Origin of the sequence: Paenibacillus soyae (assembly GCF_024623455.1) — a bacterium.
Lineage (GTDB): Bacteria > Bacillota > Bacilli > Paenibacillales > Paenibacillaceae > Pristimantibacillus > Pristimantibacillus soyae.
Genome location: NZ_JANIPJ010000038.1, coordinates 25,255 through 37,904 on the forward strand (window position 1 = coordinate 25,255; position 12,650 = coordinate 37,904).

The 12,650-nt window shown below is 52.1% G+C and carries 9 protein-coding genes and 1 rRNA gene; 7 read left to right on the forward strand and 3 right to left on the reverse strand.

The genetic code is table 11. The annotated features are described in order from the left end of the window. Positions 1-52: 52 nt before the first annotated feature. A complete protein-coding gene (locus tag NQZ67_RS29200) occupies positions 53-541 on the reverse strand; it encodes a WGxxGxxG family protein (protein ID WP_257452931.1) in 489 nt (162 codons plus the stop codon). A 115-nt stretch (positions 542-656) separates the two neighbouring features. Next, positions 657-2,114: a SpoVR family protein gene (locus NQZ67_RS29205; protein ID WP_257452933.1), complete on the reverse strand. Its 1,458-nt coding sequence runs from the start codon at positions 2,112-2,114 to the stop codon at positions 657-659. Positions 2,115-2,323: 209 nt separating this feature from the next. On the opposite strand from NQZ67_RS29205, the gene NQZ67_RS29210 reads away from it, so the two are divergent. From NQZ67_RS29210 to NQZ67_RS29235, 6 genes are all read left to right on the forward strand, one after another. After that, a complete protein-coding gene (locus tag NQZ67_RS29210) occupies positions 2,324-3,595 on the forward strand; it encodes an ATP-binding protein (protein WP_257452935.1) in 1,272 nt (423 codons plus the stop codon). A 180-nt stretch (positions 3,596-3,775) separates the two neighbouring features. Then, the gene (arfA, locus tag NQZ67_RS29215; protein WP_257452937.1) at positions 3,776-5,287 is read left to right on the forward strand and encodes an arabinosylfuranosidase ArfA; all 1,512 of its coding nucleotides are present in this window, start codon (positions 3,776-3,778) and stop codon (positions 5,285-5,287) included. Positions 5,288-5,386: 99 nt separating this feature from the next. Beyond that, positions 5,387-6,301, forward strand: coding sequence for an ArsR/SmtB family transcription factor (locus NQZ67_RS29220; protein ID WP_257452939.1), 915 nt, complete (start codon positions 5,387-5,389; stop codon positions 6,299-6,301). 106 nt (positions 6,302-6,407) lie between these two features. Then, a complete protein-coding gene (locus tag NQZ67_RS29225) occupies positions 6,408-8,138 on the forward strand; it encodes an ABC transporter ATP-binding protein (RefSeq protein WP_257452940.1) in 1,731 nt (576 codons plus the stop codon). After that, positions 8,131-9,978, forward strand: coding sequence for an ABC transporter ATP-binding protein (locus tag NQZ67_RS29230; RefSeq protein ID WP_257452941.1), 1,848 nt, complete (start codon positions 8,131-8,133; stop codon positions 9,976-9,978). The genes NQZ67_RS29225 and NQZ67_RS29230 overlap by 8 nt, the downstream gene beginning before the upstream one ends. Positions 9,979-10,079: 101 nt before the next feature. Then, the gene (locus NQZ67_RS29235) at positions 10,080-11,132 is read left to right on the forward strand and encodes an S-layer homology domain-containing protein (RefSeq protein ID WP_257452942.1); all 1,053 of its coding nucleotides are present in this window, start codon (positions 10,080-10,082) and stop codon (positions 11,130-11,132) included. Between the two features lie 76 nt (positions 11,133-11,208). On the opposite strand, the gene glsA is transcribed toward NQZ67_RS29235, so the two are convergent. Further along, on the reverse strand, positions 11,209-12,165 hold the full coding sequence (glsA, locus tag NQZ67_RS29240; RefSeq protein WP_257452943.1) for a glutaminase A: 957 nt from the start codon (positions 12,163-12,165) through the stop codon (positions 11,209-11,211). 407 nt (positions 12,166-12,572) lie between these two features. Here glsA and NQZ67_RS29245 point away from each other — a divergent pair. Beyond that, positions 12,573-12,650, forward strand: a 16S ribosomal RNA gene (locus NQZ67_RS29245); the annotation flags it as partial.

Genomic DNA, 12,650 nt, shown 5'->3' on the forward strand with positions numbered 1-12,650 from the left:
AATAACCTTCAGGATTGCATCCTGAAGGTTATTGTTTTTTCGTGACTTTCGGTTACGCGCGGTCGCGTTCGCGGTCTCTGCCTCTCATGCCGGCAAGACCGAGCAAGCCCAGCAGGCCGAGCCAGCCCCAATCGAAGCCGTCGTCGTCGTTGGCGGCGGTTGTCGTCGCTGCATTGGTGCGGTAATTAGCTTGGTTCATCATTCGTGTACGGTTGGCGTTGACATTGGTGCGATCGTTGTAGCTGTCGAAATCGCGGACGCCCATCGTACGCTCCATCCCTCTCTCCACGGAGTTCGCGGCGCGGTTTACGCCTGTGCCTACGCGGTCTGCCGCGCGCTCCATGCCGTTCTCGGCGCGCTCAGCGGTGCGCTCGATCCCATTTCCCATACGGTTCATGCCGCGTTCCATTGCGTTATCGCCGTATTGATTGGAGGTGGTGTAGGAATTACCCCGCGTAGTGGTGTTGCTTTCGGCGCTTGCAGTCGGAACCGTGGATGCCAATGCGATAGAAGCGAAGATGATGGCCATTGCTTTTTTCATGTGCTGTGTACATCCCCTTTTGGTTGATTTGACTTCCGGCTTATGTTTGTCAAAATCGACGGACCGTATGCAGGAAGTGATCATCCGAAGGGATGGTAAGTTTAAACGTTCAAGGTTAGACGAACTTGCGGCTCGTTTTTTTGCCGTCGCAGCTGAACACGATCTTCTTATCTTCGACGATGGTTTCCAGATGCACGTTTTTCCCCCATAGCTGCACGACGTAAGGAAGCGTGCGCTCCACGTATTTCAGATCGAGCTCCGTGCCTTCGTATTGATGGATGAGATAAAGCTCGCCGACGCGGTTGAAGTCTCCATCCTTCACGAGCAAGCTGGGGAAGCCGCCGTTCACCTTGGAATAAACCAGCTGATCCCGGATGTTCTCCCATGATTTATCGGTAATTTTCCATTCGGGACCTTTCTTCTCGAAAATATACAAATCCAGTTCATCGACAAGCTGCTTCGTCAAATAATTGCGAAGGAACGAGATGTCGGAGTCGAATTCGCGAACCTCGAATATTTTTTCCCTGCCTTTGCCCGGTACCCGGCCGAATCGCTCTTGCTCCTCTTTCGTCGGATTATCCCAGCGGCGCTCGATATCCTCGAAAATCTTCAAGCCGAGATAATACGGATTCAGGCTATGCCGCGAAGGCACGACGACGGAGGAATTCAGTTTGGCGAATTCGATCGTCTCGTCGCTCGTTAAATCCATTTCCCGAATGATGCGTTGATGCCAGTACGAAGCCCAGCCTTCGTTCATGATTTTCGTCTCGATCTGCGGCCAGAAATAAAGCATCTCGTCGCGAAGCATGGACAGGATGTCCCGCTGCCAATCCGTCAGGATGGTCGAATATTCCTCGATGAACCAGACGATGTCCTTCTCCGGTCTTGGAGGAAAACGTTTGGCTTCGGCGGCTTCCGCTTCCGCCTTCTTCCTAGCGGCCTCGACCGTCTCCTTGTCCAGTTCCCATAGATCTTCGTAAGCGCCGTAACTGGCTTGCGCCGTCGCGGAAGAACGCTCCCGTTCCTTCTGCATCATCTCAATGTACCGTTTTTTGTCCAGCTGGTACGGTTTGATTAAGGTCGGGTCGACGTGCTCCTGTATGGCTAATATCGCATCGATAAATTTTTCCACCGCTTCCGATCCGTATTGCAGCTCGTACTGATGGATGCGGTCGGCCGTCGCCGACATGCTTTCTACCATATTGCGGTTCGATACGCCGAATCTGGCATTGTTTTTGAAGAAATCGCAGTGGGCAAGCACATGGGCGACAATCAGTTTATTCTGAATCAGGGAGTTGCCCTCCAGAAGGAAAGCGTAGCAGGGATTGGAATTGATGACCAGCTCATAAATTTTGCTTAAACCGAAGTCGTATTGCATTTTCATTTTGTTAAACGTTTTGCCGAAGCTCCAGTGGCTGAAGCGGGTAGGCATGCCGTACGCGCCGAAGGTGTAGATGATATCGGCCGGGCAAATCTCATATCTCATTTGATAAAAGTCCAGACCGAAGCCCTGCGCGATTTCGGTTATTTCGTCTATGGCGCGTTCCAGCTCGCGGATCTCATCCTGGTGCATCTCGCATCCCTCCGAATCGAATATTCCGTTTCATACCATATGTATGAGCTTGCCGGCGAGAACATACGCTTGAAGGCATTTGCAATTTGTTCAAAGTAGAATGAAGTGGCTCTGTTTCCAAAAACAGAAGGAGTCGCTCGATTTATGTCGAATAGTTTAGGTAAATGGAAATGGATGCTAATTAGAAACCGTCGAAGGGATGACCATTGTTGATTCAATCGGTTGGAGTTCCGCTCTTGCATGGATGGCTGTTCATATCCGGAGTATGCTTCGTGTATTTGATGCTGCTTCCTAAGCTGAAGCTTGGCTATCGGCAGAGACAGATCTTTTTCGTGGGGATTGGCGCCGTTATGCTGGCTTTATATTTATGGACGGAGTCCTTAACCCCGCAGTTGTTCTCGCTGCTGATCGTACCCGCTTGTCTGCTGTGCGTTATGCTTTTGGATAGTAGATTCGCGAGCGGCGCATGCGTAGCGATCGTCGCGGCCAGCGGCTACGTGATCCTGGGCCCCGATTGTCTCCCCGTGCTGGTCGCGGGATTCCTTCAAGCGGGGCTCGGGATGTATTTGTCCCGCAGGCACCAAATGGAATCCGCTTGGCTGCTATATCTATATTCGTTCCTCTGCGTAGCGGTTTATTTATTAATCTTCTTCGCCGCAGACAGCTTAATGGGCGGCGGCGACATGCTGCGTTTGCCAGGCGAGGAGCTTGCCATCTTCATAGCCTCATCCATCCTATCATCGCAGATGATTCCTCTTGTATTTACCTTTGTCAAAGACCAGGCCAGGCTGCAGCGGGAATTGATCCTGTCGGAGAAATATCAATCGGTCGGCCAGATGGCCGCTTCCATTTCCCACGAAATTCGCAATCCGCTGACGACGGCGCGCGGTTTTCTACAGCTCATGAACATAGACAAGCTATCCAAAGAAAATTTCGAGCGTTATCGTAGGTACGCGTTCGAAGGGCTTGACCATGCCAATCAAATCATCACCGAATATTTGAATTATACGAAGCCATCCGTAGAGACGGCCAAGCGCCTGGACGTCAAACACGAAATCGACAGCGTCGTCCAATGGCTGCAGCCTTACTCGGTGCAGAAGAATGTGACGATCGTAACGCATCACATGTCCGAAGCGGATCCGTTCGTCTTCGTCCAGCCTAAGCAATTCCAGCAATGCATGCTGAATATTATGAAGAACGCGATCGAAGCCATGGTCGATGGCGGGCTGCTGACCGTTCATACACGGATCGTGGATAATCAAGTTCAAATTTTGATTCGGGATACGGGGATGGGCATGAGCAGCGAGCAGCTGAAACGGATTGGCAAGCCGTATTTCTCCACGAAGGAAAGCGGCACGGGGCTTGGGCTTATGGTCGTGATGAGCTTAGTGAAGGCGATGAACGGGAAGATTATATTCCGGAGCAAATTGAAGCAGGGGACCATTTGCGAGATTCATCTCGGTTTGCATGAGCAAGAATGAAAGAAAGGAACCATTGAAGCCGGCCGGTGCTGCTTCAGTGGTTTTTTTATTTGTTTTGAATAAATGGATTTATGAATTCAAATAAAGCTAAAATAGCTATTGAATTAATTTAAAAAATCGGGTTTAATACAATTATTAAGCTAAACGAACTTATCCATTTAGATGAAAGGGTGTTCATGCATGGCGCAGCAAGCAAAGATGACGATTGACAAAGATTTTGTGATCGGAGAAGTCGATGAGCGGATTTACGGCTCTTTTATCGAGCACCTGGGACGTGCCGTCTACGGCGGGATCTACGAAACGGATCACCCGACGGCGGATGAACAAGGATTCCGCGGCGATGTCCTGTCGCTCGTGAAGGAGCTTCAAGTTCCGATTGTCCGCTATCCGGGCGGCAACTTCGTCTCCGGCTATAACTGGGAGGACGGCGTGGGGCCGGTCGATAAGCGCCCAAGAAGATTGGAATTGGCTTGGCGCACGGTCGAGCCGAACTGGATCGGCTTTAACGAGTTTATGGATTGGTGCCGCAAGGCCGGCACGGATGCCATGATGGCCGTCAACTTGGGAACGCGGGGAATCGACGACGCGAGGAACCTGATCGAGTATTCCAATCATCCGTCCGGCTCGTATTGGAGCGACCTGCGCAGGTCGCATGGCTACGAGAAGCCGCATAACGTGAAAACGTGGTGTCTCGGCAACGAAATGGACGGACCTTGGCAGATCGGAAACAAAACGTCCGTCGAATATGGCCGGTTGGCGAACGAAGCGGGTAAAGCGATGAAGTGGGTGGACCCGTCGATCGAGCTTGTCGCCTGCGGTAGCTCCGCAAGAACGATGCCGACGTTCCCGGATTGGGAGGCTACCGTTCTGGATTTGACCTACGACACGGCGGATTACATATCCATCCACCAATATTACGGCAATCCGAAGAAGGACACGCCGAACTTCCTGGCCCAGTCGGTCGGAATGGACTCGTTCATTAATACGGTTATTGCTACTTGCGACTACGTGCAGGCCAAGAAGCGCAGCAAGAAACAAATGCTTCTTTCGTTCGACGAGTGGAATGTATGGTTCCATTCGAACGAGCAGGACCGCAAGCTCGAGCCATGGACCATCGCTCCGCCGCAGCTTGAGGATGTATACACGCATGAAGACGCGCTCGTTGTCGGCTGCATGCTGATCAGCTTGCTGAAGCGCGCCGACCGCGTGAAGATGGCATGTCTTGCGCAGCTCGTTAACGTTATTGCGCCGATCATGACCCGCAACGGAGGCCCGGCTTGGAAGCAAACGATCTTCTATCCGTTCCTTCATGCAAGCGTTTATGGACGAGGCAAAGTGCTCGTACCGCTCGTGAAATCGCCGAAATACGACAGCAGCGAATACACGGACGTTCCTTACTTGGAGGCTATCGCCGTGTATCGCGAGGAGCAGGAGGAAGTGACGATTTTTGCGGTTAACCGCCATACCGATGAAGCGCTGCCTCTCGATATCGACCTTCGCAGCTTCGGCGCCGGCAGCATTGTCGAGCACGTTGTTCTCGAGCATGAAGACTTGAAGGCGACGAATACCGAGGAGTTCCCTGATCGCGTGAAGCCGCATAGCGCAGGCAACGCGGTTTGGAGCGATAACGGGCATATTGAAGCGACGCTCGCCAAAGCTTCCTGGAACGTCATTCGCCTTAAGCTTCAATAGAATAAGACGTTGAATCGCCGAAGGGCGCCGCAAGCGGCATTGCTGCTTTTGCGGCACCCTTCTTTTGTATTATGATGGTAAGTAGAAAGGAAGTGCGCGATGATACAAGCTAATACGGATAAGAGGTGGCTGCCCCTCTATGAAGCGCTCGCGAGCGAGGTCCGATTGTCCATCCTCGATCTATTGGCGCAGAATACGATGAACGTCAAGGAGATCGCGGCTTCGCTGGGTTTAAGCAGCGCTATCGTGACGATGCACGTTCGCAAGCTCGAGGCCGCTGGGCTCGTGTCGACCCGCATGATTCGGAAGGATGGCGGCACGCACAAGATGTGCGAGCTATCGGAGGAATCGATCAAGATCGAGCTGCCTCGGATCTCTTCTTCGCTAAGATCGCATGAGATCAGTGTGCCGATCGGCCATTATACCTCGTTTGACGTATATCCGACATGCGGAATCGCGACGAAGGATAAGATCATTGGCCAATTCGACGATCCGCGGTATTTCCTCGAGCCCGAGCGCATGAACGCCGGCATCCTATGGTTCGGACACGGCTACGTCGAATATAAATTCCCGAATTACCTGGTTCCGGGACAACGGCCGGTCGCTATCGAAATCGCGATGGAGATTGGCTCCGAAGCGCCGGGCATTAATGAACACTGGCCCTCCGACATAAGCTTCGAGCTGAACGGCAAATCTCTCGGAACATGGACCAGTCCAGGGGACTTCGGGCAGACGCGCGGCAGATATACGCCGGATTGGTGGTCGGATTGGGTCAATCAATACGGTCTGCTCAAGATCATCCGCATTCAAGCGGACGGCACTTATATGGATGGACAGCTTCTATCTTCGGTCAGCGTGGACGACATCATGCCCGACCGTAATCTCTGGACGTTCCAGATGGCCGTCAGGGAAGACGCCGAGCATGTGGGCGGATTAACCTTGTACGGCAGCGGCTTCGGCAATTACAATCAGGATATTTTGTTCAAAATCATGTACCAATCATCTAACGGTTAAATGCTTTCAAAGTAGCTTATGCTTTCGAAGTATGTTTGCTCCGCAAACATTTAGCTTATGCTTTCGAAGTATGTTTGCTCCGCAAACATTTTAGGAGGTGCCTGGGTTGCGAAAGGTTTTTTTCTTTTTGGGTTCCTACAAAGCGGCTGTCGCGGTCGCGATCGCGTTGATGCTCGTGGAGCTTACGCTGGAGCTGCTGCAGCCTTTTTTGATGGCCAAAATGATCGATGAAGGCATTCAGGCGCGGAATATGGATGTCGTCATGCAGTGGGGAGGCTTTTTGCTGGCTTTCTCTGTCGTTGCATTCGGAGCGGGGATTTTAAGTTCTTTTTTTGCCGCGCATGTCAGTCAAAGCTTCGGCTTTGATATGCGGGAGAAGCTGTACGAGAAAGTGCAATCCTTCTCCTTCGCCAATTTCAACCGGTTTCCGGAGTCGTCTCTGATCACGAGGCTGACCAATGACGTGACGCAGCTGCAGAACACGGTATTTATGGGGCTGCGCATTATGCTAAGGGCGCCGCTGCTCGTTATCGGCAGCGTGCTTATGGCTTTTATCGTCAACCCGATGCTTGCGTTATGGTTCGCCGCTTCGATCCCTTTTCTCGGGCTGTTCCTCATCTGGGTGTTGAAGAGAGGAGAGAAGCTTTTCCGTTCCGTGCAGCAAGGGGTCGACGACGTGAATGGCGTCATTCAGCAAAATCTGATCGGTATGCGGCTCATTCGCGTGTTTGTTCGCATGCGGCATGAGTCGCTCCGATTCGCGGGATTCAGCGCGGAGCTCATGAATCGGACCGTGGCTGCGCTCCGGCTGACGGAGCTGACCATGCCTGTCATAATGCTGGTCATCAATGCCAGCATTATCGCGGTGCTGTGGTATGGACGCGGGCAGCTGGAGACGGCCGGAGCCACGGTCGGCGAGATCGTCGCGATCGTCAACTACGCGACGCGAACGTCGGGAGCGCTTTCTTTAATGTCCATGATCGTCGTTAACTTCTCGAGAGCCCGCGCTTCGGCGCATCGTATGAACGAAATATTGGAAACCGAAATCGATCTGAAGGATGCGGAGGGCAATCGCGAAGCCCCAGCCAGTGAAGCGGGCAGCGTCTCTTTCAAGGATGTAGGCTTCCGTTATCCGGATACGGAATCGCCGATTCTGAAGCATATTAGCTTTGAAGCCGCGCCTGGAGAGACGATTGCCATTATGGGGGCGACGGGTTCGGGCAAAACGTCCATGCTTCAGCTTATTCCGCGGCTTTATGAAGCTGAGGAGGGGGCGGTCTGCGTAAGCGGCATGGATACAAGACTGTGGAAGCTGGATCGACTGCGGGGCCAGATCGGTTACGTGCCGCAAGACATCATGTTGTTCACGGGAACGGTTGCCGACAACATCCGGTGGGGCAAAGAGGATGCGACTCTGGACGAGATCATGCACGCGGCTAAGCTTGCGCAAATTCACGATACGATCATGCGGCTGCCGCAGCAATACGAGACGATCGTCGGGCAGAAAGGCGTCAATCTATCCGGCGGGCAGAAGCAGCGGCTGACGATTGCCAGAGCGCTCGTGCGCAAGCCCGCGATTTTGCTGCTCGACGATTGCACCAGCGCGCTCGACGTTCAGACGGAGAACGCTTTACTTGGGGCGCTGCGCGAAGTGAAGTGCACGACTTTCCTCATTACGCAAAAAATCAGCTCGACCTTAAACGCGGACCGCATCTTGCTTCTGGATGACGGTGCCTTGCTGGCAAGCGGGAAGCATGACGAATTGCTGCGCACCTCTCTTTTGTATCAGAAGATTTGCGATTCCCAGTACAGGAAGGCGGGTGTTTCCCATGCTTGACAGCTTGAAGGAGCCCTTCCGGTATACGAAGCCCGTTGCCCTCCGCGAGAGGGGGGAGCGTCAGGTCCAAGGCGGCGGCGGTCCCAAAAAAGCGAAGGCGAGAGACACGATCGGGACGCTGAGGCGACTATGGTCGTATCTGATTCAATATAGATGGAAGCTGTCGGCTGTCATTCTTATGATCATCTTTAGTACCACGCTTTCTTTGCTTGGGCCTTATTTGGCAGGCACGGCAGTCGATCATTATTTGGCTACGCCGGGGACCGGCTTTATTGCGTTTCTTATTGGAATGGCTATTGTCTATGCGCTGCACGCGTTAACGACATGGCTGCAGAACATCTGGATGATCGGGATATCGCAGAAAACCGTGCTGCGTTTGCGCGCGGACTTATTTAACCACTTGCATAAGCTTCCTATTCCGTTTTTTGCGAAACGTCAGCATGGCGAGCTGATGAGCCGGGTTACCAACGATATCGAAAATGTGAGCGCATCGCTTAACAGCTCCTTCATCCAGGTGGCGTCAAGCGCGCTTCTGCTTGTGGGAATCGTCGGCATCATGCTGTCGCTTAGCCCGCTGCTGACGCTTCTGACGTTCATTGTCATTCCGTTCATGCTTCTCGGGATGAAATGGATTACGTCGCGCACCAGCCGGTTGTTCAAATTACAGCAGAGGAACCTGGGGGAGCTGAACGGCTTTGTCGAGGAGACGCTTTCCGGTCAGCGCATCGTCAAAACCTTTTCCAGGGAAGAAGCCGTAATCTCGAAGTTCGGGCAGTTGAATAAGCAAATCCATCTCTCCGGGTTTTGGGCGCAATCCATATCGGGCTTCATTCCTAAGCTAATGAACGGACTGAACAACTTGAGCTTTGCCCTTATCGCGGGCGTTGGCGCGCTGCTGATTATTAATGACAGCACCGGCGTGACGGTAGGCGTAATCGTTATTTTCGCGGAATTCGCCCGGCAATTTACAAGGCCGCTCAACGATTTGGCGAACCAGTGGAATACTTTATTGTCAGCCGTAGCGGGGGCGGAGCGGGTGTTTCACATTCTTGACGAAGAAGTAGAAGCGGTCGATGAACGGGAAGCCGCTACAATTGATTCCATTGAAGGGGAAGTCGAATTTCACGAGGTAAGTTTTGCTTATGGAGAGGGTCCGCCCATTCTGCGTCAGATCAGCTTTGCGGCGAAGCCGGGAGAAACCATTGCATTCGTGGGTCCGACGGGGGCAGGCAAGACGACCCTTATCGGACTATTATGCCGGTTTTACGAGCCGCTTTCGGGAACGATCTCGATAGATGGAACGGATATTCGCCATGTGAGAAGAGACAGCCTAAGGTCCCATATGGCGTTCGTGCTTCAGGATCCGTTTTTGTTCGAAGGGTCTATCCGGGATAATATTCGGTACGGCAAGCTGAACGCAACCGATCAAGAGATAGAGGAAGCGGCCAAGCAGGCCAATGCGCATTCTTTCATAACGAGGATGAGAGGCGGATACGACGCCAAGCTGAAGCTTGACGGGGCAGGGATCAGCCAAGGACAGAAACAGTTGATTGCCATCGCAAGGGCCATACTCGCTGACCCGGCTATTCTTGTGCTGGACGAAGCGACGAGCAGTATCGATACGGTGACGGAGATCAAAATTCAAGAAGCGCTTCAACGGCTGATGAGAGGAAGAACAAGCTTCGTCATCGCGCATCGGCTCAATACCATTCGGCAAGCAGACCAGATCGTCGTCCTGCAGAACGGCGAAATGACGGAGCAAGGCACGCATGATGAACTGGCCCGCAGCGGAGGCTTCTACAGCAAGCTCGTGAGCGGACAGATTGAGCTGCAGCCGTAATTCGCATCCCTCATCCCTAGAATTACCGCTAGGTCTAGGCAGGACTTTCTGTTATCCTTTCATCTTGTGAGCACCAGATTACAGGTGAAGGGGAGATCTTCTTGAAGAAATTATATATAGCGGCAACTGCTTTCCTTACTGCGGCGCTGGCGATTCTGCCAATGAACATGGGGCGTCTTCAAGCGGCTGAGGAGACGGATATGAGCATCTACTTCCCTACGGATATCGAGGAGCATTGGGCTTATGACGAGATGGATGATTTCGTTGTAGCGGATCTTCTTAAGGGCTATAAGGATGCGCAAGGCAACGTAACGGTTAAGCCTGACAATCAAATCACGCGCGCCGAATTCGTGGCGTTATTGGTCCGGGCGCTTGGTCTTACAAGCAGCGCTTCCGGCAAGACGTTCGCGGACGTTCCTTCTGACAAATGGTATTACGAGCCGATTCGAATCGCAAGCTCGCTTGGCGTAGTCAACGGCGTAAGCGATACGGATTTCGGTCCGAACAAGCTCATTAATCGCGGCGATATCGCAACGATGGTCGTGCGGGCGTTCGACTCGACCGTACCGTTCGGAACGGAAGCCGGCCAGCTCGAGTTCGATGACGTGCCTATGTATTATGCCACCGAATTTATTATGGATGCGCATGCCGCGGGTATCGTCAACGGCGTCAAGGATCGGGAATTCAAGCCGTTCGCTAACGCAAAACGCGCGGAGGCCGTCGTTATGCTTCAGCGTGCCCTTGACTTGCAGAAGGGCGACGTTCCTAACGGAGAAACGCTGAAGGCCATCATTACCGAAGCGGAAAAGCAAGAGAACGAAGCGATTAACAACGGTACGATCAGTGCTTTAGACGAGCTTTATCCCGAGTATTACACGGCGTTCCAGCTGCTTGCTAATCGAGCATACGGTGACGTCCTTCAAGAGCTGGCGAATGAAGGATACAAAATGAGCGTAGTAGAGACGGGAACCCGTAATTTCGAGGTAACCTTCGCTTCGAATCGCTTCGCCATTGTAGAATCCACGGGAGGCGCATACCGTTTCACTTATGAAGTGGACGGAGAGCAATCCGTCGAAGAAGAACCGAATGACGGATTATATTATTTGAAGAAAACGGAAGACAACAGCTGGAAAGTTTATGCGATTTATAAATAAGCGATAGAAAAGAGCTGAGCATGGGCGAGATTATCTGCCCGTTGCGCAGCTCTTTCCTTTTTCATGAAGCTGATACTTAGAACAAGCTCCAGTCCAGTTCCTTCGATAAGGTTTCCAGCAAATGCACGCCGGAGATGCTGTTTCCTTTGGGGTTGAGCGCGGGGCCGATTAATCCGATCCCATATCTCCCGGGCACTAGGGTCAGGATGCCTCCGGATACCCCGCTCTTGGCAGGAAGTCCGACTTCGATCGCGAATTCGCCGGAAGCGTTATACATCCCGCAGGTGACCATAAACGTTTTGGCGATCTGTACGTAGCGGCGAGGCACAAGGTTTACTCCCGTTATCGGATCGGTGCCGTCGTAAGCCAGGACCAGCGCCATTCGCGCGAGGTCGGCACACTGCGCCTGAACGGAGCAATGGCGGAAATAAACATCGAGAACATCATGAACGTTGCCCTCCAAAACGCCGTTATCCTTGAGGAAATAAGCCATGGACCGGTTCAGGTCGGCCGTCTCTGACTCCGACTGGTAAACGGCAAGATCAAACTGAAGGCGTTCATTCCCCGACAACGAACGGAAAAATTGCAAAGTCCGCTCCGCTTTTTCATCCGGGCCGCTTCCGGCTATAAGCGAAGAGATGACGATCGCGCCTGCATTGATAAGGGGGTTGAAAGGAATCCCGGGCTGTACGAGCTCGAGCTTCAGCATCGAATTGAAGCTATCCCCCGTGGGCTCCATTCCTACCTTGTCAAAAACGGCCTTTTCTCCGTTATCCATAAGCGCCAGCAGTAATGTGAATACTTTCGAAATGCTTTGCATCGTAAAGGAAAGGCCGCAATCGCCTGCCGATACGCTGTCGCCGCTCGCGTCAATAATATGTATGCCGAGCGCTTGCTGCGGCGCTTTGGACAGCTCCGGAATATAGGAGGCCACTTTTCCGCCGGTCGAGAGTGATTTGCTGGCTTCCAGCCATTTTGGCAGACGTTCTTTTAACGAATCCAATTCGTCCTTTGTATTTGCATAGTTAGACATATTCATTCGACAACAACTCCTCTGGGATTAAGATACGCATTTCGTCACCGAAGTAATCCGATACTATCAGTCTAATCAATTTTGCAAAGATCCTAAATAGGAAGAGAAGATAGGAGCCAGAATTCTTCCGTCTATATATAGTAATCAAACTTTTTTTGAAAAAGGGGTTGCAAAGATGAATTCGAGTATGGTATATTCTAATTCCGGCCGAGAACGATAACGGTTCGGAAGAGGACAAGCATTAAGGTTTAAAAATAATGCTTGATCTGAGAAAAACAATGTGGTATTATAACAAACGTTGTGAAATTAATTGATCTTTGAAAACTGAACAACGAGCGAAACTGCCCGATACATTCGCAAGAATGAATCGAAATAGCAACAACGTTTTAGAGCAAGTCAAACTAACTTTTATGGAGAGTTTGATCCTGGCTCAGGACGAACGCTGGCGGCGTGCCTAATACATGCAAGTCGAGCGGATCTTACCC